A 25,762-nucleotide genomic window follows, 5' to 3' on the forward strand; every position below is an offset into this window, starting at 1 on the left:
CGTCATCCTTAACCTTGATGGTGTCAAGATCTTTGAAGATACCGGATACGGTCATATCCTGACCCTTCAGTCTCAGAGTCTCGCCCTTGGTCGCACCGATCTGCATGGTCATGGAATCTACCTGACCTTCCTCACGGCTCTGTGCCAGCGGCTTGATATCATTGTAATCGGTGTTGTTCGCGATACGGTTGATCTCGTTGCCGAGCTCATCAAGCTCCTTCTGGATGGAATCACGGGATGTTGTGTTGTATGTGCCGTTTGCAGCCTGAGTTGCAAGGGTTGTCATACGCTGCAGCATGCTGTGAGTCTCAGTAAGAGCACCTTCCTCTGTCTGAATCAGACCGATTGCATCGTTTGCGTTTGCCTGTGCCTGATCAAGGCCGTTGATCTTGGATCTCATTGCCTCGGAAATAGCAAGACCGGCCGCATCATCAGCCGCACGGTTGATACGGAAACCGGAAGACAGCTTCTCAAGGTTCTTGTTCAGAGAAGTGTTGTTGGTGTTGAGCTGTCTGTAAGAGTTGGTAGCTGCCATATTGTGCTGAATAACCATAGATTACCTCCTAAATTTACCTTCTACCGGAACCTCCCTGTCCCGATCCCGGATCCCGTAAAGCATGGAACCCGGCGGTGTAATACTTGTTTTATTTTACTTTATTATCATCGGCTCTTGAAAAATATATATAAGCTTTTTTCGTGAGCTTTTTGAAATCTTATCTTCCCCTCTTATGGAACAGCTCTCCGAAGGAACGGAACGGGGACTCTGTGGTCAATGTCTCACGAATGATATTCTCGATGGACGTCTTCGCGTTCTCATTCTTCAGATTCTCCACCAGATCCAGAAGAGCGATCTGATCTTCCATCTGCAGCGACTTCGTGCTGTACTTATTCACGAGTTCTTTCACATTTCCGTATGCCTTGGCAACGGACAGATTCTTGTTGCTCGCAAGCAGCGCATTCATCTCGGTGACATACTCCTGGCGGAGACTGATGGCCAGCGCCTGAAGTTCGTATTCGCGGAGTCTCTCCGGGAAGACGACGTCACAGATGGCTTCACCGCTCTCTCCGTCTTTCCAGTGATACTGCTGCTTCAGCATCTCAATCGCATGTTCTTTTCCGTAATAATAGAGATCCCTCTGCGCAACCTCAACGACAATGCCGGTTTCCATCTCCGGCACCATGTTTTTCAGAAGCGTCTTATCCATAAACGGAACCTTCAGGAGATTGATTCCGGCATTCTGCTGCGGCAGCGCGCGGACAGCATCCGCGTAGACATCGATCTTGCTCTGCGGCATACGGTATTTTGCCTCATCAATGGCCAGCTCGATGATCGCTTTGCGGATAACATCCCGGCTCATGCGGCGCTTATTGCCGACCCGGTTTACTCCGGCCGCATGCTCCAGCCACTGTGCCTCAAGAAGCTGCTCCCTCGTCGTCATCTGATGATTGGCCAGAACCGACGCCTTGTGAATCACAGAAGACCGGTCATCGTTGATCAGAGCCAGACAGTGCGACGGCTTTGCGCCAATGATGCCGACACCGATCAGCGCAGCGCTCGGATCCTGGCGGATCTGATTCTGGATCTCGGCATTGTTCCAGAAGGCATAATTATTATCCTTCAGATGGATCTCTTTAAAATGAATGTTCTTATACTTTGCATATGCGTCACGCAGAATGCGGACCGCTTCTTCATTATAAATAGAACTCAGGGTGAAATAGATATCCACTCTCTTTCCACTGTGCATATCGGAATTAAAATCCGACAGAACAGAGGATTTCGTATCCGTTCCAATCGACTCCTCGAGACTGTCCAGATCAACATCGATGGACGGACGGTTTCGGATATACGCATACAGATCGTATTCATTGGTTGGAATCTTAATGGTCTCCGCGCCGTTTCTTCTGGCTCTTCCGATATCGTCGGTGACCATCTTCATCATATGAAACAGTTCATTCTGATCCGATACGCTGTCGGGAATCCCACAGGAGATCAGTTTGATGTTTTCCCCGTCTTTCCTGCGGACAAGAATGGATACTTCGTCTTCATTTTTCCGGTTGCGGTATTCGACCTGATCAGATCGCCCCAGTTCCGCAATAACCTTTCCCGATATGGACTGCAGGGTGAGCTTGCTGTCTTCCTCCGGCTCCTCGTCCGGCTCGTCCTCCATGATGTCTGCCTCGTACTCGGTTGCCCCATTTAAAAACTTCTTAAAAAACCCCATATCGATCGGTCCTGCCTTTCTTGTCTTCGGTAATGCACCGATATTTAGCCTTTTTTCCCCACCATTCGAATGTCAGTAGAATTCCGTCGGATCTCCCCACCATCATATCAGATTTTTCCCGATTCGCCTACTGCATCCCGTGATTTCAGATCACGCTGAATCCACTGTCGCTGTCTCCGAAATCGCCGATACTTCCGCTTGCCTTCATCAGCATCTGCATCCGAAGTATTTCCACCATGCTGGAATATGCTTTCGCATCCAGTTTCTGTGTCGATCCGTCCCCCGTACCATTCTGCGCTGACATGGCAAAAAGAGACATCAGCGACGCATTGATATCATTTCCGCCGAGTCCGGAGGACAACAGCATGGACTGAACATCACCGAAGCTTGATCCGATGCCGAGCATATCGGCACTCGCCGCGGAATATGAGGACGATCCCTTCACATATCCGGCAGAGATCTCGCCGCCGTTCAGCTTGGACATGATTGTGCGGACATAGTTCTGTGTCTCTTTATATGGAGGAATTCCATTGTATTTTTCCACCGCATTCGGTCCGGCATTATAGGCCGCAAGCGCCTTTTCAATGTTTCCGCCGAATCGCTGAAGCTGCTGTGCAAGATACTTTGCTCCTCCCATGATATTCTGTTCTGCATCAAACGGGTCCCGGACGCCAAGGCTTCTCGCGGTTGCCGGCATGAGCTGCATGACGCCCATTGCGCCGGCCTTGGATACTGCCGTCGGATTGAAACTGGATTCCTGATTCGCCACCGCTTTCAGAAGCTTGGTGGAAAGTCCCGTCGCGGATGCGGCGCGCTCGAACATCTCATCCATCGAAGTGGTCCGGTCAATATGGCTCGCCGAACGGAAGAGATCCTGCGTCATCGTTCCGGTAAGCCCGGTAGAATTGTTCTTTCGGACGGAAGTTCCGGCCGAAAGATATTGTTTCTGTGATGCTGATGTCCCCGATGTCTTCTTCTGTCCTTCCAGCGGAAGAGATGTCTTCACCGCCTTTGTTGCGGAATCCGTCTTCTTCACCGCGCTGACCATCTGCTGGAAGGTCGCGGACGAACTTCCGGACGAAACCGCAGCTTCATTCCGGGTCCCCCCGCCGGTATTGCGGATCACCCTGGTATTCTCGTTCAGAATCCTCGTGTCCAGACTTCTTCCTTTTCCGGTGTTATTCAGTTCCGTAATGGATTCCATGAGTCCCATCGATTATCTTCCTCCGTCTTCCACTTTCGTGCCGTCCGCGCGATAGCGCTGCGGCTTCCATGCCACTTCCGAAGGTTCCTTCTCTTTTTTCTCATTCCGTTCTGCCGGCGCTTTCTGAATCACGGATGCCGCGGCCGCTGCTGCGATCTCTACCGCCGCTTCCTCCGACGAAAGGCCGCTCTTTGCCGGATTGACCGGCCTGTCACCGGTCCGCATCGCCCGCTCATTGCCCTTTGCCGCCGCCTGTTCCGCCAGGATCTGTCCCTCTGCCAGAGCGGTACCGACGGAAGTGAAACCATTCTCACCGGCAGCACCGCCGTTTTCCGCATTCTCAGCTGTTTCCGCCTTGACCGGATTCCCGTTTGCGTCTTTGGATGCTCCAAAGCCCAGAAAATAGACATAGATCTCGACGATCGCCTGGAAAAGTTCTCGCGGTATCTCAGACCCCATCTTCAGCTGGGTGAGAAGGGATGCAAGAGAATCGTCTTCATAGACCGGAACGCCGGCGCGCATGGCGGCCTCGGTGATCCGCTCCGCGGTATATCCCATGCCGGAAGCGACAATAACCGGTGCTCCGTTTTTTTCCGGATCGTATTTCAGCGCTGCGGCTCTCTGCTTCTGAACCGACTCAAACTGTGACATTGATTCCTCTTTCTTTCTCCCGGATCTCCGGGAATACCTGATCTACTCTGAGATCTCTGACTTTTTCCGCAACCTGCAGACTGTTGATGCGCAGGCCGTTTCTCTTGACAATCTCACTCACCTGCCGGTTGACATTGCTGTACTGTTCTTCCAGTGTGCCCGGAACAAAGAGCTGCATATCGAGAGCGCCCTTTTCCATATACGCAACCAGTTCAAAACTTCCGACTTTCTGGATGCTGAATTTGACAAATATCTTCTTTCCGGATCCTTCCGAATTCCTGTCGCGGTGCGCGTCCGGATCAATCCACATCTCAGAAACGACATTCTTATCCTGATATCGGAACGGCACCAGCATATGAAGCAGCGGCATATAGACGCTCTGATTCATCAGAAGATGCTTCATAACCTGCTGCGCACGGTCGGCGCTGTCAGCTCCGCCCTCGCCTCTGGCACCCCTCTCGAGGACATCGGCGATCAGTTTTGATATGGGCTGTCCTTGCTGCTTCTGCAGTTCTTCCTTTAGCTTTGCGTATTCTGCCTCCGGCTCATCCTCAAAAAACAGTCCGAAATCACCGTACCGCATCAGTCTCTTGAACAGTGCGTCCAGATCATCACTGTCTCCGTTCTCGTATTTCACGGCATAGAGCGAAAAAAGAACGCTTGCCGTCCGGATCGGTCCGTAATTGTGGGTTCTGGAAATATATTTTGACAGGAACGGAATAACCTGACTGTTCAGAATCTCCGTATTCTTCTTCGTATCGCCCGCCGGTGCGTCCCAGTCCATCTGTTCCAGAACGTCTTCCAGATCGCCGCGGACGGACGGAAGCATCAGATTGCGGATATCCTCACCGAGATTCTTCATCTGTTCCAGATGATGCGGTCCTTCCGCCATACTGCTGTACTGCTGAATAAAACGCAGAATATTGCTTCGCATGACCGGAGACATATCGTCTTTCATCATCTTTCGGATCGCGTCAAAAAAACCGCCCTTGAACATCACCTGCGTCTTCTGCTGATCGTCGATGTATTTCGCAATCTCATCCGCGCTGTTCATCGTCAGCTCTGAATAGAGCGTATCCATCAGCTCCGCAAACTGCGGAGTGATCTCCGATGCCTGAAGCTGTGTATCCGCTCCGAACAGAAGATTGGCCAGCTGCTTCGAAATCTCCGCGCTCTCGCCCAGTTTCGTCAGGAAGTTCTGGTAATTGCTCGCAAAATCGACTCCGCCACCGGAAGCACCGTTTTGAGCTCCGTTTTCCTTTCCGGCAACGCCGGTGACCGCGTCGGGCCCCTGCGGAAGTATGACGTTAGGCGATTTGATATTAAGATCGTTTTTTATCTGCTGCGTTTTGCTGACGCCAGGCTCGGTCACTTGTAAGATGTTCGGCATATCCACTCCATAAAAAATGTAAACTGATACATTTCGTCTTATCTGTTTTATTATCGACATTTATTAGAGAAATTATTAGCTTTTCCACGTCGATATTTTATACTATTATATAATGTCATTTTTTCTTTGTAATGTTTTTTCGAAAAATCCCAGTTATTTTTTAATATTTATTTTTATGATTCTTATATCGTGGTAAAATGAGTCGATAGATAGTATGCAGAGACTAATTTTTCAGTCTCGAGTGTTTTACTTATCAGGGGGAGGTATCCTATGGATATCAATTTAAGAACAGCGCAGGTCGCGAGAGCGGCCAGTCATTCCGTAACTTTGAAACCCGTATCAAAAGCTGCATCCGAAACCGTTCGCGAGAAGGATACTCCGGTTTCCGGCGCATATGATACTGTTACCATTTCAAAAAAAGCCAAAGCATCTGACAGCGATTTCGTAAATGGCCTCGTTCGTCAGATTAAAGAGCAGATCAGCCGTCCGGTATCATCCGATCGCGTTGCTGAACTGAAAGAACTCTATCAGAGCGGCCAGTATGAGCCGGACAGCAGACGGATTGCCGAGAAACTTCTCGGATATTTCGGCTGATTGTGCAGGATTCCGGCATTCCGGTCAAAACCGCATGCCGTACATATTGAGGGCGAATAATGAGTGATATGAGTTTACTGAAGGAATTCTGTAATGTCTTAAAAGAACAGTGCAGTTGTGCCTCTGAACTGATCCAGTTGGAAGAGGCACTTTCTTCTGCTGCTTCCAAAAAGGATCCGGAGACGCTGGATCGTCTCGTAAAGGATTCTCAGCCGCAGCTGATGAACTTCCGCGGACTGGAAATGAAGCGCACAAAACTTGCTTCCTCTCTGGGCTTTCACGGAAAGACCGCTTCGCAGATTCTTTCGTCTGTGAATGCGGAGGAAAAAGCGCTTCTTGCACCGGTTCTCTCCGATCTTGGTGATATTCTTGACCGTCTTCAGCAGTCCCAGGAATCCTCCGACCGCATTATGCAGGTTCGTCTGAGCGAGATCCAGGAGATGCTTCACAGCGCGGACGCACCGGTCAAACAGGATCGCCTGCACACAAACACACTGGCATAAGGGCCGGTTTTTCATATTCTCTAACGACAGGGCTGAGCAATTCGTTGATCGGTCTGTTTTTTGTGCCGGAAACCGGCTTTTGAAACCGGGCAGGAAGGAATGATTTACCCTGCCCGATCGCCTTTATCCGCGATATATTTATCATTTTTTTCGCGATACAGGAAGCCAATAGAGAGAATCAAAAAAAATTTAAATTTATGATTGTTTTTTTGATTTCTATCTGCTATAATGGCATTACAGGATGACATTTCTCTCACTCAAAGAGGACCCCCTGCCCCTTTTGGTGACAGCATGTCATGAAAAATCATAAAAGCAAGCACACCTTTTTCTTTTGGTGCGTTCGTTTTGTGATAGTAAAATTTTCTATTTTCCAAAAACACTTCGGGACATGCATCGGCCGGCCAGCGCTGCCGGTTAATAACAGCGGTTTCGGGTCATCTGTGATGACATATCGGTGCCGCGCGTGAACCGCCCTTTCATATGGGCGGTTTTTTTCATTGTTTTCTAATGTTTTCCTGATTAACGTCGATAAACCTACAGTAGAAAAAAGAGATTCCAAAACGGGGGTTTTTTCATGATCAGAGCCACTTTTGCGGGATTTACCTCTGCACTGAGTGCAATGCAGTCGAATTCCAAAAAATTAGATGTAACAAGCCAGAACCTTGCAAACATGAACGTGGAAGGATATACACGTCAGAAACTGCAGACTTCGAGCTTGAACTACGAAAACCCGACTTCCTTTTATATGAATGAGAACGATATCAACGTAGGCTTCGGTGTTTCCATGGACGGAATCACCCAGATGCGTGATCAGTTCCTTGATAAACAGTACCGCTCACAGAATGCCATCACAGAATACAACAACACCATCGCGACATCGGAGAAATCCATCGCGACCCTGCTTGATGAGACCAACGTGGATGGTATCCGCAAAGCATTCGACGGTATTCAGACGGCGCTCACCAGCATGCAGGATCCGTCCAAAGTCAACGATTCTGTCTATGAGGCGCAGCTTCGTTCCAGTGTGGAAGCCACAACCAATCTTCTGAACAATGCCGCACGCGAGATTGAGCTCGCCGAAGCAAACGAGTTCCACAAGATCGACGGAACCGGCACCAGTGAGAACGGCGCCATTCAGAATGTCAACCGTCTTCTTCAGGAGATCGGTGATCTGAATATCAAGATCAAAGAAAACCAGATTCTGAATAACAGCGCGCTGGAGATGATGGATCAGCGAAATCTGAAACTCGATGAGCTTTCCAAGATCATTCCGATCCGTGTCTCCTCTTTCTACGAGCATGATGAGGTACCGACGGACCCGGAACTGCTCGCACAGTATCCGGACGGCCGCAACCTCGGCCTTGCCTATGATAAGGAAGGCCGCACGGTCGGCAAGTCCAACTATCCGGAGGACATCCGTGTCGAGCTGGTCTACACCGCTCAGGTTACGGATTCGAACGGAACGGTTACACAGGAAACCCGCTACATGACGCTGGTCAACGGTTCTCTGAAGGGAACCGACGGCAAAAACTATGGAAGCGTCGGTCTTGCCAGCGATGCCTATACCGAGGACAATCCGCTGAATACGGCGGTTCGCTTCACCGGCGTCCAGAATGCGTCAAACCATCACTTCAACAATATGACCGATGCCGAGAAGACCGCGGTTCCGGATTCCGCAAGTTCCGAAAAGGGCGAGGATGTCCGGATGCGTCTCGGTTCCGGCTCCCTTCAGGCAAGCATGGATATGCTCGCCGAGGCCCGCAACCTGACCGCGGATGCACTTGCGGACGGCGGAGATCCTCTGAGAGATCCGACCGGTCTGAAAGAAGGCACATACTACGGATACGATTATTATATGAAGCGTCTGGATCTTCTGGCAAACACCTTTGCCGAGAAGCTGAATGTCGCAAACTATCAGGGTACCAACGCCGTGCAGAATGCGGATCACTCCTATACGAGACCGAGCGATGCGCAGGCAGTCGCGGATTACCGCAATTCCAGCAGCGCGGATAAAGTCATCGATGCGAGTGACGACAATGCGGTCGACGCAGACGGGAATCCGGTCGTCAACAAGTATCTTCTTCTGGTCAACCGCGGCACCGATTCGGGTTCCGACCGGCAGACCAGCAGAAATATCACCGCAAAGAACATTACCGTCAGCGACAACTGGAGCAACGGATACACCCACATCGGAACGCAGGGTGACAATACCACTGACACGATTCTGGATATTCTTCAGTCCATGTCCGATCCGCATTCCGTCCTTCAGGGCAAGTGTTATTCGGATTACATGAACAACATTTCCACCACCCTGGCAAATGACGCAAGAGCCAACGCAAATGCAACCGCAACAAACCAGGCTGTTCTGGACGCGATCTCCTCTTCGAGAGATCAGATCTCCGGCGTCAGCATGGATGAAGAAGCCGCAAACATGATGACCTATGTTTCATCCTACAACGCAGCTGCAAAGCTGATGACCACACTGGATGAAATGCTTCAGACTCTGCTTGCAATCAAAGGCTAAATCGAAAAGAGGTTAAACTATGGGAATCAGAGTTACCAGCGGAACTTTTTACAAACAGTACGCTCAGACCGTTCAGAAACTGAAAGCGGAATATAACCACTCGATGGAACAGGTTTCCAGCGGTCAGAAGTTCTCCAGCGCACAGGAAGATCCGCTCTCCTACTACGCCGGAAAAAAGCTTGACAATCTGTACATGGACGCGGATGCAAAGGATACGGTATCCGAGTCTGTCAAGAACCGTCTTTATCAGCAGGAATCCGGTGCACGCGCAATCCAGGAAGAGATGCGGAATATCAACACCAAACTCTCTTTCATCAATAATGATTCCGGCAACACGGATCCTTCTGCCGTAAACACGGTCATCAACGAGTTCAAGACAAGATCGCAGACCATTGTCAACGATATGAACGCGACCTACGAGAACTATTATGTATACGGCGGAAACGACCTTACCACCTATCCGTTCCAGCTGGATGCTTCCGGCAATACCTTCACGTTCAACCACATTTTCCCGGGCGATACCGCGGCATCCAAGATGGAAATGACGCTGGTACGCGGAGATCATATCAACAAGGACGACTACATGGTATCAGACGGTAACGGCGGTATGGTGCTGGATGAAGATGCCTATAACGAGGCATATGAGAAGACCGACGGCGGATACAGCTACAGTCTGGAATACAAGGTAACCTACGCTGACGGCTCGGAGGCAACCGGCCGTGATGCGATGACCACGATTCTTCGCGCCATGTCCGAGCAGGGACATGTGGATCTCGGCTACGGCGATATCCGTGTGCGCGATACACTCCTTGACACGAACAGCGGCGGTCTCAATATGCTGACCGGCATCACATCCAATCAGGTGCGCAAACTGGCCAATATTGATTCCGCAACCGGCCATATCACCGGTTTCCAGGATACCGCATACGACAATCTGGACAAGTATCTGATGGATTCACCGATCTTCCTGACGGCCAAAGCGGTTTATACAACCTCCGATTATTGCGCAAAGCTCGAAGAGCACGGCAATTCCAACGAAGTCCGTTCCGATATGCATCACGCTCTCGGCAACATCCTCGGAAAATGGCAGGAATCCGAAAACCGTGTCAGCAATACCTACCGTGAGTCCGGTGTCCGCTACGCGCTCCTTGAGAACACGCAGAAAAGCCTGCAGCTGAAGATGGACACCTACCAGGATGAATACGATGACCGTATGGGAATCGATCCGTACGAGGCCATCGCGAAGATGTACTCCGATCAGTATGCCTACAACGCGGCAATGCAGGTTGGATCCAAGATCATGCAGAACTCTCTGTTCGATTTTGTAAAGTAAAAGCTGATAAATGAAACTTTGTAACGTTTGATTTTTCACTGCTTATGATGCGAGGTACACAGAATGCTTACACTTAAAACCAGAGACTACGGAACCGTTGAATATGAAGAGAGTGATGTGCTGAATTTCCCGGACGGCCTGTTCGGATTCACCGAGTGCAAACATTTCATTCCTCTGTGCCTGGAAGAAGGCGAAGACAACTCCATCCTTCTTCTTCAGTCGATTGAGCTGCCGGAAATTGCCTTTGTGGTTATCAATCCGTTCGTCCTTGAGCCGGATTACGCACCGGTTCTTCGCCACGAAGAGCTCAACTATCTTCAGGTTTCTTCCGAGAATGAGCTTAGCTTTTATGTCATCTGTGTTCTTCATGAGGATTATCTGGACAATACTGTCAATCTGAAGTGTCCGATCATCCTGAACCCGACAACCCGTACCGGCATGCAGGTTATCCTGAGTGACTCACCGTATGAGTTCCGCCACCGTGTCGGCGATTTCTCCGCTCTTCTGGAGAACAAATAACGCAGAAAGGCTTCGAGGTATAAGAAAATGCTCATTTTAAGACGCAAAAAGAATGAAAGTATCCTGATTGGCAAAGATATTCGTATCACCGTTGTTGAATCAGCAGCGGATGGTGTGCGTCTGGCGATTGACGCTCCGCGGCAGGTCTCCATCATCCGTGAGGAGTTGTCGAACGCTGAGGCGATCAATCGAGAGGCAATTTCTTCCAATGCCACTTCTGTTGATCAGATGATCCGGAGGATCTCCTCTCTTCGCCAGAACAACGAAGCAGACCAGGAATCAACCGGAGAAAAATGATTACCAACCTGAAACGGGCAGAACGCCGAAACGTTCTGCCCGTTTTTTTGTGCCATAGAAGTATGGCAATGACGAGACGGGAGTAGTCCCTCCTTCAAGTATGGCCTTAACGCTTCCTGACAGCAAAAACGAGGCGAAACCCGAACATCGGATTTCGCCTCGTTTTCTGTTTTTCTGTTGATAAGGAAGAGTTCTATATCTCACCGGATTCCGGAGAAGATCTGTCTCAAAACTTATCTCAGTGTGAACTTGCTTACTTCCTGATCCAGCGCCTGTGCCTGTCTGGTCAGCTGTTCGCTTGCCGCCGCACTCTCTTCTGCGGTTGCCGCATTTGTCTGTACAACGGAAGAGATCTGATCGATACCGGTCTTGATTCCATTGATCGACTCCTGCTGCTTGTCGCTCGCTGCGCTGATCGACTCGATCAGTTCTACAACCTTCTCGGTCGCATCCTTGGTTTCCATCAGGTACTGTGCGGTCTTTTCGGTCATCTCGGAACCTCTCTCCACCGCCTCGATCGTCTGATTGATCAGGTTGGAAGTATCCGCTGCCGCATCGGCAGACTTGCCGGCAAGATTTCTTACCTCGCCTGCAACAACCGCAAATCCCTTTCCTGCTTCTCCTGCGCGCGCCGCCTCAACCGCCGCGTTGAGCGCCAGAATATTGGTCTGGAACGCGATATCATCGATGGTCTTGATGATTCCGTTGATCTTTTTGGATTTATCAGTGATCTCCGTCATAGCGTCACGGAGATTCTGCATCTGCTCGTTGCTGACAAGAATCTGTTTTTCTGCTGTCTTCGCTCTGCTGCGGGCCTCTCTTGCACTGTCCGCAGTCCGGCTGGTTGCGTCATTGACATCGGTTACCTCAGCAGAGAGTTCCTCGATGGAACTTGCCTGCTCGGTCGCGCCCTGTGCCAGATTCTGCGCGCCGTCCGATACCTGAGATGCACCGCTGTCTACCATGTGCGCCGACTCACGAATGGAGCCGATTACGGTATTCAGGTTCTCCAGAAGTTCATCCGTATTATCCTTCAGTTTCGCAAACTGACCGGTATATTCCTTCTTCAGTTCCACATCCAGATTGCCGTGTGCAATCTTCGAAAGAACTTCGGAGATCTCATCGATATAACCCTGATAATTCTGAAGCTGCTCCACTGTTCTGGAGAATGCCTTCGCAAGAACGCCAACCTCATTTTTGGAATTTTCCTTCAGACTGACATTGAAATCGCCGTCTGCGATCCGCTCTGCCGCCGCAGTCACTCTCTGAATCGGATTTACGATCATGTTGCCGATCGCCATGGAGATAACCGTCAGCACAACAAACAGAATGATAAGGAAGACAATCATAATTCCAATGATACTCTTAATTGCCGCATTTGCAGTCTCATCGTATACCGCCTGATCCGCATCGATGTCATCGATCCATACGCCGGTTCCGACAACCCACTGATACGGCTCGAAAGCCTTGGTATAATTCCGCTTCGGAAGCGGAGTGGTCTCATTCGGCTTTGCAAAGGAAAGATCGGTAAATCCGCCATCTGCCTGCTTTCCGTTCTGGATCATGAGCTGAATGAATTTGACGCCGTTCGGGTCCGTTGAATCCCAGCGGGATTTTCCCTCGGTATCACGTCCCAGAAGAACCACATTTGTGCCGTCATATGTATCGATCCAGAAATAGCCGCTGCCGTTATCGTAACGCATCTGACGCACCAGATTCGCCGCCTGCTCCTTCGCCTCATACTCGCTCAGAAGCCCGGCTTTCTGCTGTTCATAGACGCTGTTGATCACACTGAGCGCAATCTCTGTCTCCTGTCTCAGCTTCTCCTCTACATCCTTTTCCAGACGGCTGCGATAAGCTGCAGATTGATCTTTGTTGTTCTGAATTGTCCTGAAAAGTGAAAATGAAGCCGTTCCGATTCCGGTAATGAGCGCTGTCGCCAGAAGAATCAGAATGATTGTCACTTTCAATGAGTGAATTCCCAGTTTTGTCGATTGTCTTTCCATAAACTATTCTCCTATTCCTTGGTTAAATGGCACAAAAATAACAGGCATAATGGATATTCTACTGACATCATCGACGAAATCAGGAAAACAATAATACTGAATTCTATGTAATTTATTGAATGATTGATACACGGGGAGAAACGTTTTATTTTATGTCATACTTCATCTCAAACTCCCCATACGGAATCACAACTTCCGGAAATCCCTCCGACTCTGCCGCGATCTGTCCCGGTTCAAAGAAGAAACCGATTCCCCGATCCGTCAGAAAGAACGGAGAATCCAGACTGATCGAATCGGCCACGGTATGCTCCAGCGCCTCCGGTGACTCATAGGCAAAATTGGACTGCTCCGCTTTCTTCCGGAATGCTTCGCCGACCATCCGCTGAATCTGTTCCACCGGAGTCCCGGTAATATCGTTCAGGGAAAGCAGTTTTCCGCTCTCTCTGTCAAAGGTGAAATACCGCTTTCTCCGGGAAACCCTTTCCGCATTCCACTCATACCGGTCTCCCTCCACACAGAGGATATTTTCCCGATCCAGAGAAATACCTCTGGTTCCGCTGAACCGCCAGGTGATCACCGCCGGATGGTCGTAAGAAACCGGCATCTTTGCCATCTCTTCGCCCTGTTCCTTCGCTTCCCGGATAATCTCCTGCTGAACACTCCCCATGGTTTCCGTCATGCGTTTTGCCGCATCGCTGTCTCCATCGAACTCAATCGTTTCTATATAGTAGCAAAGCAGTGCCGCATCCGGATTGGTCACCGATGAATCACCGGATTCCGTCTCCACGCCTTCCGTCTGTTCCTTTTTCGCCCGGTTCAGCTGCTCCTGGTAAGCGATCGGATCCGCCGCACGCGCTTCCCCGATCTCCGCGCTCATCTTTCCAACCGTATTCATAACGGACGTTTCCACCGGTGTCTCCGAGAGTTCCGGTGCTCTCGCGCCCTCCGCCGTCAGCTTCGCTGTTGCGGCATAGATCGCGCCGTCCCTTGCAGTATAATAATGGCAGAGATTACCATCGATCACGAATTCCGTCAGATCCTGTTTCATTTCGGACATACCGGCCCCCTGCGCCGCAAAGCCGATCTCAACCGGGAATCCATCCGCATTGTCCGTTCCGTTTGCGGCCGCACGGTAAAACCTCACCGCCTTTTCGTCCGCCGCTTCTCCGCACAGCGCATAATAGACATATCCGTCCTTCTCCGCGCGGACAATCGGGAACCGGTCTGCGTGAAACACCTCCGTTTTTTCAAGCGTCTCCGGATCATATGCGCTGCACACGGAACGCCCCGCGGCATCCATCGTTACATAGTAAAAATGTTCCCGGAAAAATGTCGCCATTCCGGCATTGGTCAGTCCTTCGGCCTCACGCACTTCTGTGCCGTCCGGCTTGCTGACCGCAATCACGCCGGTTTCTTCCTTAACCAGCGGAAGATAACCAAGCTCCTTCGCACAGTCGTCCGCCGAACGGTCACTCGCCATACGATAGCCTTCCGGCACCGTGGCCTGCCCCTCGAACATCGTCTGCGCCGCTGCATCGGCGGTCGGCTCCTCCGGAGCTTTTTTCGCACAGCCGCCCGCTGCCGCAAGAGAGATTGTCAGAGCAGCCAGCATGGCCGCCCGGAACGGTTTTTTCTGTTTTTTTATCATAATTCACTTCCTCATTCGATCTGTTTTTCATTTGTGCACCCGTCGGCCGCATGGCAACCCGGAGTAGCCGCGTGAAAAACTGTTTTCAACGCTCCGTTCGAATTTAGCTTTCATTTTTACATTCGTTTTATGCTTTCATTTTTGCATTCCTTTTATGCTTTCATTTTTTGCATTCGTTTTATGCTTTCATTTTATGTTTCTTTTTATAAAACTTGCAGTTCTCCGAAACGGAACGAGTAGAGATATTTCTCCTTCACTGTTTTCCCCGATGACATGGTCAGCGCCCGCTCATACAGTGCAATCTGCGCGCGGTAATGTTCCTTCAATGCATCTGCGTCCAGCGACCGGTCTGTCTTGTAATCGAGAAGAACCCATTCGCCTTCTTCCTCAAAATACGCATCGATGATACCCTGAATCAGGACGCGCTCGTCCGATTCACCGGTGCCGATCTCCCGGGCCGGAACGCCCATGACAAACTGACGCTCCCGGAACAGTTTCCCGTTCTCCGCCGCTCTTTTCGCCCGCTGTCCCAGCGGGGACGAAAGGAATTTCCAGATGTCTCGCGCGGACACCAGCGCCGCCTCATCTTCCGCGATCCGTCCGTCATCAACAATTCTCCGGATTTCCATCTCCGCATCCTGTTCTGTCTCTATGTTTTCGAAACGGATCAGGCTGAGTACCCGGTGGTAGGCCGTACCGCGCACCGGTCCTCCGGTTTCTTCCGCACTCATCATAAACTGCGGCACGGTCGGAACAATCTCGTCGTCCGTCTCCTTCTGCCGAAGCTCGGATACCGAATACTTCGCATTCAGGACCGTATCCGCTTTGTGCGGGTATTCCGCCTGTCCGGCGCGTTCGAGTATGCGCCGGTATTCCGGATCCCAGATGCCGTCGTCCGGAAGCTGTTCCAGATATCTCCGGTCTTCTCCGCGGTCCCGCTGTTCATCCATCTCCCGCATGAGCTGACCGCGCGGCGTATCAAAGGAAATTTTCAGATGAGGATGTCCCTCCGAGCAGGACATCAGGATCCACTCCAGATACGTTTTCTTTTCAAGCAGTTTCGACGCCGGAATCTTTCCGTCCCGGAATCTCGTATTCATCAGCTCCTCTGCCTTTTCCCGCGCGTTTTTCAGGGAGCCGGTCAGAATGAGCTTCTCCTTTGCGCGGGTCAGTGCGACGTACAGGACGCGAAGTTCTTCTCCCTGCGCCTCCTGCATCAGCCGGCGCTTCATCACATTCTTTTTGAGGGTATTTCCCTTAATCCGGTTTTTCGTGTCCGTATAATCGGTTCCGATGCCCATATCCGCATCGATAAGGATATTTTTTTTCAGATCCATCTGATTGAAATGCTTGCTGAGTCCCGAGACAAACACGATCGGAAATTCCAGTCCCTTGCTCTTATGGATGGTCATGATCCGGACGCAGTTCGTGACATCGACGCCGCCCGCATCTCCGAAATCAACCTCTCTCTCCCTGAGCTTCTCAATATAGCGGATGAAATGAAACACGCCGCGATAACTGGATGACTCATAAGATTTCGCCTTCTCAATCAGCAGATCCAGGTTGGCACGCCGGATCTCACCGCCCGGCATCGCCGCAGCATAGAGATAAAATCCGGTCTCGTCATAGATCTTATGAAGGAGAACATCCAGCGAAACCTGCGGAGCAATCTCCCGAAGTTCATGAATAAGCTGTAGAATTTTCTTTAATTTTATTGCGGTATCCGCCGGACTTATGCCGGAAATCTGTTCCGGCAGTGTCTTGTGCGGGAGAATGATGCCGGATTCGGTCCGATATTCCATCCCGAACGACGTCGTTTTTATCGGATTTTCCTGCGGCATTATTCCGTCTTCCGTTTTGCCCGGTCCATACGCTTCGGCAAAGGATCGAACCGCGCCGTACAGTCCCTCTCCGCGGTTTCCTGCTTCCGTCCGCTTCCCGTTCTCTGCCGCGATGAGGGCAAGTTCCGTGTCGGTAATCCCGGAAAAAGGCGCGCGAAGAACACTGGCCAGCGGAATATCCTGAACCGGATTGTCAATGACCCGAAGAAGATTGATCACCGTGCTGATCTCCATCGTATCAAAGTAACCCGTCTTCTGCTCGGCCGAAACCGCAATCCCGTGCTGTGTCAGAATCGTAGAAAAATCTTCCGCCCAGGAACTGGTCGCGCGAAGAAGAATCACGATGTCGCCGTACGATGCTCTGCGGTAGCATTTTTCATTCTTATCCCAGATCTGAAGTCCGTGATCCGGATCGGTGAGTTCCCGGATTTTTCCGGCGATCATCCCGGCTTCCAGTTCCCGTGAGGTGTAATCGACATCCTCATCCCCATCCGTTTCCGCTGCCGCTTCTGCCGCGGCTTCCGCTATCTCGGGCAGATTCTCAAGATCGGTATCCATAATCAGGAGCTCCGCGGAGAGTGACAGGGAGTCTTTTTCCGTTTTTTTCTCGAATACCGCCCCCGGATGAAGTGCCGCATCATCATTGTACTCGATGGACCCGACCTCTTTCGTCATGATCCTGCGGAAAATGTCGTTGGTCGCGTCCAACACCTCATTCCGGCTCCGGAAATTCTGATGCAGCTCAATCTTCCGGTGCATGCCGGTCTCACCGTATGTATCGTATTTATTCATGAAGAGTTCCGGTCTCGCCAGACGGAACTTGTAAATACTCTGCTTGACGTCACCGACCATAACCACGTTCGGCTCGCCGAACCGTTCTCTGGAGAGAAACTGGATCAGCTCCTCCTGAACCAGATTGGAATCCTGGTATTCATCGACAAGTATCTCGTCAAATTCCTGCGCCATCTCATCCGCTTCCGGTCCTGGGCCGTGTTTCTCCCCGCTTCCGAGAATCTCCAGTGCAAAATGCTCGAGGTCGCCGAAATCGACGACATTTTTCTCCCGTTTTTTCCGGGCATACCGCCCGGAAAAAGCCCGGACCGCATCGAGAAGCGTCAGAATGTTCTCCCTGCCCGCTTCCATGTCGCGGAACATTTCCTCCGGGGAGGACGAAAAATACTGTTCGATCAGGGCTCTGGTCTTTTTCTTGCAGTCATCCCGGATCTTCTTTACCTGCTCCTGCTTTTCCGGATCAACCTGATCTTTGATCTTTTTGCCGATCCGCCCCAGCGTGGCATGCTGAAAGGCGACCGCACCCGACATGGCCGCATAGTCTTCCGCATTCAGAATCCCGTTCAGATGTTCAAGATCATCGTTAATCGTTTTTCCGTAAGGTTCCGGCCCGTCCGGCTCCCCGCACACTTCGAGGGCATATTCCAGTTCGCCGATCCATTCCCGAACCATAGTTCTCACATCGGATATCAGAAACTTCATCCATTCCGTCTGTTCCAGTTCTTCGGGCCCTGCGGCCTCGAGTTCCGCACGGCATCGGTCCAGCCACTCCTCCGGCCACGGATTACTCTGTGAAAACTTCCACACATTCAGAATCGTATCCTCGATTCCCTTATCCGTATTCCCGGTGGTGAATGCCTCGGCCAGATCCATGAAGCGATCGCCCCACTCCGCATAGCACTCCTCGATCACCTCTTCGAGGGCATCCGCCCGGATCAGCTCCGTTTCTCCGTCATCCGCAATCCGGAATGCCGGATCGATATCCAACCGGTCCGAGTACTGATGAATCAGATACAAACAGAAACTGTCGATGGTTGTGATCTGGGCATACTGAACCAGAACCGCCTGCTGTTCAAGGTGGCGGTTTCCGGGATTCTCTCCGATTTTCTTCTCGATTGCCTCCGCAATTCGCTCACGGATCTCCGCCGCCGCACTGTGGGTGAACGTCATCACCAGCATGCGGTCAATGTCCAGCGGATGGTCGCCCTCCGTGATTCTCTGAATAATTCGTTCGACCAGCACCGCGGTTTTTCCGCTTCCTGCCGCGGCAGACACAAGAAGATTTGACCCTCTCGCGTCGATCACGGCCTTTTGGTCGGCTGTCCAATTCACACCCATTATTTCTTCTCCCTCTCTGCGGATTCCGGCTTCTCATTTCCGTTTACGTTCTTCGGCACTTCTCCCTTTGCCGGGCAGTCCGGACGGTCCCCGCCGCTCTCCGGTGCTTCCTCATCCTCCCCGTCTTCTCCGGCAAATGTGATCCCTGCCTTCTTTCCGATTCTCGGCCAGATATCTTCCGCTTTCAGCGGCGGAAGCTTTCGGAATGCGAAGCCGTCCATCTGCGCATCAAAGCCGCAGACTGCATGGTACGGACACCATTCACAGGCATTCTTCGCGCCGTCCTTATACGGATTGATTTCGATCGATCCCTCCAGAATCTTCCGGCCGGCGTCCCGCATGATGAGTCCGCAGTACTTTCCGAGCGCGCGGAAATGAACCTCGTCAAACAGAAGCGCGCCCTTTGCGGCGCCATCCTTCAATCTCGACACCGAGATCACCGGCGATTTGTACGTTTCCGTTCCCACCGCCGCGATTCCGTGATCCAGATGCCGCACGGAAATCCCGTCGTCATTGACCGCACCGTTCATTTTCAGCTTCTCGAGGAGCTCCTGCTGCCGGTCTTCCTCCTTTGCAGCCTTGTTCCGGTCAATCAGCGGATCCGAAATCCGGTAGTAAAACATGCCGGCCGGATGCACCGTCTTACCCGGATAACGGCCGCGGTATTTCTCCAGAGCCGCCTCCATATAGACCGGAAGCTGCAGCGAGAGACCGTAATAAATGCTTTTCAGGTCAAATCTGACCTGACCGGTCTTGTAATCGATAATTTTCAGATACAGATCATTGTCATCTTCGCACAGATCCACCCGGTCGATTCTCCCGCGAAGGTCAAGGAACTCATCGCCTCCGAGGGCAATCCGCATCGCCTCAAGACCTTCCCGCGGCGTAAATGCCATCTCCAGCGCCTCCGGCACAAAATCCCCTCTGCGGAGGTGTTCGGTGAGCGCCCACGCCGTCCGGTCCGCGATCCGCGTCATCCGCCGGATCAGATATCGGTTCCGTGCGCTCGAGTCCATAATGCTGTTCCCATAGTCGCCCGCCGCCTTCGAGACGGCCTCGCGGACCCGTTCGATCCTCTCGGATTCGGTCACGTCCGCGGCGGCCCGCTTTTCCTCCATCAGTGCACGGAAATAGAGTTCGATCGAAGTGTGGAACAGAGAGCCGATGTCCGTCTGCTTCAGCTGATACACTCTTCGCTCGGAAAGGTCCAGTCCGTACTGAAGAAAATGTGCATAGGCACACTGATCATACTTTTCCAGCCGGCTGATGGAGCCGCGCAGAATCGGACTGTACAGAAGACGCGCCGCCGTCTTTCCGATCCCCCGATCCGTCCAGGTCCAAAATGCCGCGTCCAGAAGACTTCGAACGGTCTGTCCGGTCGTGATATCCGTCCGGACTGCGCCGGTCAGCGCTTCTCCTCCATCCGTTTGTTCTTCGGAACGGCCGGCCGGAACCGCCTTCTCCTCTGCCCGGTATTTTCGCCAGAGTTCCAGCACATCGCCCGTGGCATCCCTTCCTTCCCTCAGTCCGCCCGCAAGCCTGCGCAGCCCTTCGGCGCGCGACCAGACGGCAAGGTTTTTCGGATCCGCATCGGCGATTTTCTTTTCCGGAAATATTTTCCGGAGCTGCGCAATCAGCGTTGACGGCCGGATCACTTTTCCTTCTATATCGGATGTGCTGAACGTCACATACAGTTTCTCCGATGCTTTTGTCAACGCCAGATAAAGGTAGAACCGCTGGAGGAATCCGTCCTCCCTTGCGGTCGGCGCAATTTCAATATTCTGTCGGCGGAGAAGCCGGCGCTCCGACTCCGAGAGAATTCCGGTCCCCGAAGACGCGGCCGGCACGATACCGTCGTTGACTCCCGCAAAGAACAGAACCTTTATGTGCGCAAGACGGGTTCGGGTGATGTCGCCCACCACAACGCGGTCGACCGCCGCCGGAATGAGACCCACTTTGATCTCCGCAAATCCGGCATCCAGAATGTCTCTGTATTCATCCCGGCTCACCTTCTCGTCTCCGAGAAGCGCCGCCGTGCGGTCAAACAGATCGATAATCAGCCCGTAAACCTGACTGTACTCCCGCTCAAATTCCACATTTCCCCGCGCGCCAAACGCCTCAGCCTTTTTCCGGAGTTTTTCCTCCAGTTTTAATTCTTCCAGAAACCTGGTCAGCGCCGCCGTGCGCTCCGTCACGGTCACACCGCGTTTCCCCCATGCCTCTTTCAGCGAAAGGAACGGCGTCAGCACCGCCTCTCTCACATAATTCAGATAATTTAGATTGATCAGATCCGCGCCGGGATACGTTTTCATCCACTCGGAATTCCAGCGGCGAAAGCCCCGGATGCCAAGCGCTGCGACATAATTTTCCAGAAAGCGGATCCACTCCTCGTCCGAATATCCATCCGACGACAGGGTCTGGCCGGAACCCTCGCCGGCGTCTCCGCTTCCGTCCGGAAACGGCAGAACCAGACCGGTCTTCAGATACCGGAACACCGACTCATAAGAAAAATCAGACGAAATGACTTCCAGCGCCGCACGGATCAGCTCGGTCGCCGGATTCTCCATGATACTCTTTTTGCTGTCGATAAAACACGGAATCCGCTCTTCCGCAAAAGCATGCTCGAGAATGCCGCGGTACGAATCCAACGCTCCGGTGATCACGGCAATGTCGCGGTATCGATAGGATTTCGTCCGTACAAGCCGGCTGATCTCCGCCGTAATCAGGCTGACCTCCTGAATCGGGTTTGCGGCGCGCACAAGAAACAGGCCGTTCTGCGCCGTTTTGCCGATCGCACGCACAGTCTCTGTCCCGGCCGGATCACGTCTCCGGAAAATGGCTTTCTCGATCACCTGAAGTTCCGGGCTGTCCTGAAACCGGGGATACCCGCCTGCTCCGAGCAGAAGATCCTCCTCTCGCCGGACGCCCTGCGCCGCTGCGATATCGATCAGCCGGCACACCGTGTGACGGCTCAGGTGAAACAGTTCCTCCGGCGCACCTTCCCGATACGGACTCTCATCCGCGTCCATGGTCACCGTCACTGTCACTTTTGCGCACATTTTCAGGAGAATTTCGAGAATATGATACTGAACCGGCGTAAACCCGGTGAATCCGTCCAGCGTGACGACCGCGTCCCGCAGAAGCTCGGACTGCGGAAGATAGGAGCAGAAAATCTCCGGTATCTCTTCCCTGGACGCCATCTTGTCTTCTGTATATTCATGATATGCCTTCGTCACGGTCAGCATATCGGAGAGTTTTGCCCGGAGAAGATCGCTGGACACCGTATCGCGCATCTCCGTTAGCTGTTCTTCCCGAATCCCGTACTGGAAGAACTCGGAGAGCTGGCTCTTGATCTCATCGATAAAGCCGGGCTTATCCAGATGCCGGCCGAATACCCGAAGTTCATCTCTCACCCCGGCCGCCGTCTTACGGATGACCATGGCCTTTCCCATATCATCCAGCACGGCGAGCTGCCGGACAGCAAGTTCCTCAAACACACGGTATGCCAGCCGCTCAAAACTCAGAATGTCAATGTTCATCACCGCGTGATTCGGGTGAAGATCCACGATCTCCTTCTGCGTCTGCATGGTAAACTGCTCCGGCACGATCGCATAATACCGGCGATCCGGATTTTCCATGGATTCGCGGATCAGATCGCGGTAGAGTGCTGTCGTTTTACCGGATCCGGAACCACCGATGATGAATCTTAGAGACATATGCATTTCCTCCCAAAATTATCAGCTCATTCTGCTCTCTATTATACACGGATACAGAAAAAACCGGACGGATTTTCTCCGCCCGGTTCGTGCTGCTCATTATTCTTTTTTTACCGGTTTCCGGTATTTGCGGATCTCTTCGGCGGTAAATGCCGTCAATTCGTCAAAGATCCGGATCTTGCGGATTCCCTTATTGCGAATCGTCTCACATACAAATTTGTATATGCCGTCGCCTTCCGGGCCGTTCTGAATCTTGACAAAATTGTAGTTCGGAGATTTATACCGGCGTTTCGCGCGGTACATATGGGTCTCCGGGAAGAGGATGATATCCCGCAGAAGGTTTCCGTATTTGTCCGAACCTTCGTCAAAGGATTCCTGGAACATATACGGTTCGCCGGTATTCTTGCCGAAAATGCAGTACACATAATCCATCGCAAACAGTTTGTGCATGGTAAGTCTCCGCACATGTTTGCGCCGGTACTGGAGTTTCAGAACATCCAGTTTGTCACTGCGCACATCATCTTTATAAAAGCAGTGAAAATAATACCAGATCTCCCTGGCATCGCTGAGGCTGAATCGCTCCTGCTCTTCCTGTGACAGATTCAGGTCTCTCCGTACCACGTACTCTGCGCCGATGGAATTCAGATATTCGGTGAAAATCTCCTGCGGCGTCACTTCGCCGAGATACACAACCGCGCCGACGCGAAGGTCAATATCCGGATCGTATTCCGCCTCACTGTCAATGCATTTCATGCTGATCTCGATCTGATGATTTGCCGCTTCTTCCTCCTCAATTCCGTTGACCCAGATGCCGGTCACTTTCATGCGGATCGGTTCAAAGAACCGCTTACCCGGATCCGTCAGATAACATTTATCTCCGATCCGGACTTTTCCGCGAATATATCCGAGAATCGTCGTTTCACTCTCCGCCTCGGCCCGGAACACTCCCGAAATTCCCAGACAGAAGGATCTCCTTTTCTCGCGGATCACATCTTCCAGCTGCTCCCTCAGTCTGGACTTTTTATCTTTCTTCTCCGTCTTTTCAGCTTCCGGATTCTCACCCGTATCTTTCTTTTTTCTGCCGAGAAGACCGTCGAATTCAATATCGTACAAATTCATGTTCTTCCTATACTTCCTGTAGCCTTTTTCCACCCCTGGTCCGCCCGAAAAGCGGTACCCGTTGTTCCTGATCGTCCGTTCTTATTAATATCGACCGGACTATATCAATTACTAAGAAAAATCATACACAGATCTGTCATTAATAGTCAGAAATGATCAATTCTTTTCCACAAGAGCACACTGTACGACATAGCGCATCGTGTGGGATGAACCCGTACAGGTCGAAAGTGAGAGCAGCTTCGGCCTTTTTGCAAAATCCACCTCATCATTCTCCGGCATGGAATACGCGCTCAGATTCCGTGCCATCCGGATGTATGCATCATAGCCATCCCCGTCTTCGAATCCGTGGTAGATGCTGTGCGATGCCTCCACCTCGCTGCAGGCAAAAATTCGGTACCGGAATGTCCCCTCCAGCGTATAGAGAAGGACATACGGGAAGCGGTCCACGGTTCCGTTCTCCCGGAAGTTCTTCAGTTTTCCGAACATTGAGCCGTTCTTCATGTTGTGTCCGTACACAAACGTATTCTGCGCCGATAAATCCGCCGGCGCGTCCTTGTCCAGGAAAATGCAGCCGGCCGCATTTTTTGTTCCGTCAAAGGTCCGGTGAAGATACTCTTCGTTGTCATGGCTTTTCACAACCGGATACCGGATCTCCAACGCCGGAATATCAATCACACCGACAAAATCCGGATTTTTTTCAGAGAGAGCATTCAGATCAACGTGAAGCGGTTCATAGAAAACATCGAACGGCAGCGCCCACGAAGGCACGTTTTCCTGACGTTTCTGCGAATTCCCGTCTGCCGCCTGATCCGCACCGCCGGCTTCGCCGTATTCCGGATTCGGACCGATGCCCGCTCCATCCGCCGTCATATACCGGTCCAGCGCCGCATACTCATCATCCGCCTGCCGGTAACTCAGATAGTCTCGAAGAAACATTCCCGATGAGATCAGAAAAACCGCGATCAGCACCGCCGGAATCAGACGGTCACATATTCTTTGCTTCTTCCTCATCGATGATGTCCTCATCACCATTCTCTGTGATAATCTCATTGAACGCAGCACTCACGGTATCATATTCCTCATCCGTCTCGATGTTGTCGAGCTGCGGCTCACCGTTCTCATCCTCAAAATAGCGATACAGGAAGACGGTGCTCTCCTGCTCGTCCGCCGTCTCTTCCGGAAGAAGCGCAATGTATTCTCCGTCGCCCGCCTCAAAGATCATGAGGACCACGCACTCCAATTCTTTTCCGTCATCGAGCATTACCGTCACAGTATCTCTCTGCTGCTCTTCCTGCTCCATGCCCGCATTTCCATTCTTATTCTCTGCCATCTGTTTTTCCGGTGCGCCGAACGCGCCCGGTTCTCCTTTCCGTTATCTCTGCTGTTGTGTGTCGCTGTTAAACACTATCTCCACTCTATCAGACCGTCCATAAAAAAAGCAACTTCTTTCTCCAATCGGTTTTCGAAACACCGCGTTCAGTATTCCACACCGTTCCGGGCCCGGATTCCGCGGTCATACGGGTGCTTTTGCTTCCGGAACTCGGTGATGTAATCCGCCCGGGCGATGAGTTCTTCCGCCGGATCTCTCCCGGTCAGAACCACCTCCAGTCCCGCCGGCCGCTGATCCAGAAAGCCGGTCAGCTCCTCTAACGGAATCATACCGGTATTGACAGCGGCGCACGCCTCATCCAGAACAAGCAGCACCTCTGCCGTGAGATCCCCGGAATCTGCACCGGAATCATCCACCGCATTTGACGGATGATCCACATTTTCGAGGACGGAATTCACCGTTTCCACCGCTTTCCGGAACATCGTAAGATTCGCTTTTGCAGCCTCTTTTTTTACTTCCGCGGTCATATTCCAGGTAAAACCGAAATCACCGGCTGCCGGAATCACCGTGACGTTTTCCATCCGGCTCAGCGCTGCCGCCTCCCCGGAGCGGTCATTTTTCAGAAAGCGGCAGATCACCGCCCGCTTTCCGCTGCCGGCCATGCGCAGTGCCAGTCCGGCCGCTGCCGTCGATTTTCCCTTTCCGTCTCCGCAGTAAAGATGAACCAGCCCCATG

General features: G+C 51.9%; 18 protein-coding genes and 1 pseudogene. 6 read left to right on the top strand and 13 right to left on the bottom strand.

The window, feature by feature from the left end:
• The 5 genes and pseudogenes from BR86_RS0110970 to BR86_RS0110990 all read right to left on the bottom strand — a co-directional run.
• Positions 1–553, bottom strand: a 553-nt coding sequence (locus tag BR86_RS0110970; protein ID WP_031473869.1) for a flagellin N-terminal helical domain-containing protein, incomplete at its 3' end; no start/stop codon positions are given.
• Between the two features lie 160 nt (positions 554–713).
• Positions 714–2,222, bottom strand: coding sequence for a hypothetical protein (locus tag BR86_RS0110975; RefSeq protein WP_031473871.1), 1,509 nt, complete (start codon positions 2,220–2,222; stop codon positions 714–716).
• A 145-nt stretch (positions 2,223–2,367) separates the two neighbouring features.
• The gene (locus BR86_RS0110980) at positions 2,368–3,435 is read right to left on the bottom strand and encodes a lytic transglycosylase domain-containing protein (RefSeq protein WP_051684761.1); all 1,068 of its coding nucleotides are present in this window, start codon (positions 3,433–3,435) and stop codon (positions 2,368–2,370) included.
• A 357-nt stretch (positions 3,436–3,792) separates the two neighbouring features.
• Positions 3,793–4,077, bottom strand: a pseudogene (locus tag BR86_RS16625) (EscU/YscU/HrcU family type III secretion system export apparatus switch protein); the annotation flags it as partial.
• Positions 4,064–5,467 (bottom strand): hypothetical protein, encoded by a 1,404-nt coding sequence (locus BR86_RS0110990; protein WP_031473877.1) that lies wholly within the window; start codon positions 5,465–5,467, stop codon positions 4,064–4,066. The gene BR86_RS0110990 and the pseudogene BR86_RS16625, both read right to left, overlap by 14 nt.
• Positions 5,468–5,737: 270 nt before the next feature.
• Between BR86_RS0110990 and BR86_RS15290 the strand changes: the two genes are divergently transcribed.
• From BR86_RS15290 to BR86_RS0111025, 6 genes are all read left to right on the top strand, one after another.
• Complete coding sequence (locus tag BR86_RS15290) at positions 5,738–6,061, top strand: flagellar biosynthesis anti-sigma factor FlgM (RefSeq protein WP_051684762.1); 324 nt, start codon at positions 5,738–5,740, stop codon at positions 6,059–6,061.
• Between the two features lie 59 nt (positions 6,062–6,120).
• Positions 6,121–6,564 (top strand): flagellar export chaperone FlgN, encoded by a 444-nt coding sequence (flgN, locus tag BR86_RS0111000; RefSeq protein ID WP_051684763.1) that lies wholly within the window; start codon positions 6,121–6,123, stop codon positions 6,562–6,564.
• Positions 6,565–7,138: 574 nt separating this feature from the next.
• Positions 7,139–9,088 carry a flagellar hook-associated protein FlgK gene (locus tag BR86_RS0111010; protein WP_031473883.1) on the top strand — a complete coding sequence of 650 codons (1,950 nt, stop codon included), beginning with the start codon at positions 7,139–7,141 and terminating at the stop codon, positions 9,086–9,088.
• 19 nt (positions 9,089–9,107) lie between these two features.
• A complete protein-coding gene (locus BR86_RS0111015) occupies positions 9,108–10,421 on the top strand; it encodes a flagellin N-terminal helical domain-containing protein (protein ID WP_051684764.1) in 1,314 nt (437 codons plus the stop codon).
• A 63-nt stretch (positions 10,422–10,484) separates the two neighbouring features.
• Positions 10,485–10,940, top strand: coding sequence for a flagellar assembly protein FliW (gene fliW, locus BR86_RS0111020; RefSeq protein WP_031473887.1), 456 nt, complete (start codon positions 10,485–10,487; stop codon positions 10,938–10,940).
• 27 nt (positions 10,941–10,967) lie between these two features.
• Positions 10,968–11,237: a carbon storage regulator gene (locus tag BR86_RS0111025; RefSeq protein ID WP_031473889.1), complete on the top strand. Its 270-nt coding sequence runs from the start codon at positions 10,968–10,970 to the stop codon at positions 11,235–11,237.
• A gap of 233 nt (positions 11,238–11,470) precedes the next feature.
• Here the strand turns inward: BR86_RS0111025 and BR86_RS15295 are convergent, their stop codons facing one another.
• The 8 genes from BR86_RS15295 to BR86_RS0111065 form a co-directional block, all read right to left on the bottom strand.
• A complete protein-coding gene (locus BR86_RS15295) occupies positions 11,471–13,243 on the bottom strand; it encodes a methyl-accepting chemotaxis protein (protein WP_051684765.1) in 1,773 nt (590 codons plus the stop codon).
• A gap of 145 nt (positions 13,244–13,388) precedes the next feature.
• On the bottom strand, positions 13,389–14,891 hold the full coding sequence (locus BR86_RS0111035) for an RsiV family protein (RefSeq protein ID WP_031473893.1): 1,503 nt from the start codon (positions 14,889–14,891) through the stop codon (positions 13,389–13,391).
• A 203-nt stretch (positions 14,892–15,094) separates the two neighbouring features.
• The gene (locus tag BR86_RS0111040; RefSeq protein ID WP_031473895.1) at positions 15,095–18,862 is read right to left on the bottom strand and encodes a UvrD-helicase domain-containing protein; all 3,768 of its coding nucleotides are present in this window, start codon (positions 18,860–18,862) and stop codon (positions 15,095–15,097) included.
• Positions 18,862–22,578 (bottom strand): PD-(D/E)XK nuclease family protein, encoded by a 3,717-nt coding sequence (locus BR86_RS0111045; RefSeq protein WP_051684766.1) that lies wholly within the window; start codon positions 22,576–22,578, stop codon positions 18,862–18,864. The genes BR86_RS0111040 and BR86_RS0111045 overlap by 1 nt, the downstream gene beginning before the upstream one ends.
• Before the next feature lie 99 nt (positions 22,579–22,677).
• Positions 22,678–23,697 carry a hypothetical protein gene (locus BR86_RS0111050; RefSeq protein WP_031473899.1) on the bottom strand — a complete coding sequence of 340 codons (1,020 nt, stop codon included), beginning with the start codon at positions 23,695–23,697 and terminating at the stop codon, positions 22,678–22,680.
• Positions 23,698–23,853: 156 nt separating this feature from the next.
• Positions 23,854–24,708, bottom strand: coding sequence for a class B sortase (locus BR86_RS0111055; RefSeq protein WP_051684767.1), 855 nt, complete (start codon positions 24,706–24,708; stop codon positions 23,854–23,856).
• Positions 24,683–25,027 (bottom strand): DUF1292 domain-containing protein, encoded by a 345-nt coding sequence (locus BR86_RS0111060; protein ID WP_031473903.1) that lies wholly within the window; start codon positions 25,025–25,027, stop codon positions 24,683–24,685. Before BR86_RS0111060 ends, BR86_RS0111055 begins: the two co-directional genes overlap by 26 nt.
• A 146-nt stretch (positions 25,028–25,173) precedes the next feature.
• Positions 25,174–25,761, bottom strand: coding sequence for a cob(I)yrinic acid a,c-diamide adenosyltransferase (locus tag BR86_RS0111065; RefSeq protein WP_031473905.1), 588 nt, complete (start codon positions 25,759–25,761; stop codon positions 25,174–25,176).
• Position 25,762: the final 1 nt, after the last annotated feature.

Source organism: [Clostridium] aminophilum DSM 10710, assembly GCF_000711825.1.
GTDB classification, from domain to species: domain Bacteria; phylum Bacillota; class Clostridia; order Lachnospirales; family Lachnospiraceae; genus Clostridium_R; species Clostridium_R aminophilum.

Excerpts from the sequence above, each read along its gene's own strand:
- BR86_RS15295 (WP_051684765.1), bottom strand. The coding sequence starts at position 13,243 with ATGGAAAGACAATCGACAAAACTGGGAATTCACTCATTGAAAGTGACA.
- flgN (WP_051684763.1), top strand. The coding sequence starts at position 6,121 with ATGAGTGATATGAGTTTACTGAAGGAATTCTGTAATGTCTTAAAAGAA.
- BR86_RS0111010 (WP_031473883.1), top strand. The coding sequence starts at position 7,139 with ATGATCAGAGCCACTTTTGCGGGATTTACCTCTGCACTGAGTGCAATG.
- BR86_RS15290 (WP_051684762.1), top strand. The coding sequence starts at position 5,738 with ATGGATATCAATTTAAGAACAGCGCAGGTCGCGAGAGCGGCCAGTCAT.
- BR86_RS0111060 (WP_031473903.1), bottom strand. The coding sequence starts at position 25,027 with ATGGCAGAGAATAAGAATGGAAATGCGGGCATGGAGCAGGAAGAGCAG.
- BR86_RS0111055 (WP_051684767.1), bottom strand. The coding sequence starts at position 24,708 with ATGAGGAAGAAGCAAAGAATATGTGACCGTCTGATTCCGGCGGTGCTG.
- BR86_RS0111025 (WP_031473889.1), top strand. The coding sequence starts at position 10,968 with ATGCTCATTTTAAGACGCAAAAAGAATGAAAGTATCCTGATTGGCAAA.
- BR86_RS0111015 (WP_051684764.1), top strand. The coding sequence starts at position 9,108 with ATGGGAATCAGAGTTACCAGCGGAACTTTTTACAAACAGTACGCTCAG.
- BR86_RS0110990 (WP_031473877.1), bottom strand. The coding sequence starts at position 5,467 with ATGCCGAACATCTTACAAGTGACCGAGCCTGGCGTCAGCAAAACGCAG.
- BR86_RS0110980 (WP_051684761.1), bottom strand. The coding sequence starts at position 3,435 with ATGGGACTCATGGAATCCATTACGGAACTGAATAACACCGGAAAAGGA.
- BR86_RS0111045 (WP_051684766.1), bottom strand. The coding sequence starts at position 22,578 with ATGTCTCTAAGATTCATCATCGGTGGTTCCGGATCCGGTAAAACGACA.
- BR86_RS0111035 (WP_031473893.1), bottom strand. The coding sequence starts at position 14,891 with ATGATAAAAAAACAGAAAAAACCGTTCCGGGCGGCCATGCTGGCTGCT.
- fliW (WP_031473887.1), top strand. The coding sequence starts at position 10,485 with ATGCTTACACTTAAAACCAGAGACTACGGAACCGTTGAATATGAAGAG.
- BR86_RS0111040 (WP_031473895.1), bottom strand. The coding sequence starts at position 18,862 with ATGGGTGTGAATTGGACAGCCGACCAAAAGGCCGTGATCGACGCGAGA.
- BR86_RS0111065 (WP_031473905.1), bottom strand. The coding sequence starts at position 25,761 with ATGGGGCTGGTTCATCTTTACTGCGGAGACGGAAAGGGAAAATCGACG.
- BR86_RS0111050 (WP_031473899.1), bottom strand. The coding sequence starts at position 23,697 with ATGAATTTGTACGATATTGAATTCGACGGTCTTCTCGGCAGAAAAAAG.
- BR86_RS0110975 (WP_031473871.1), bottom strand. The coding sequence starts at position 2,222 with ATGGGGTTTTTTAAGAAGTTTTTAAATGGGGCAACCGAGTACGAGGCA.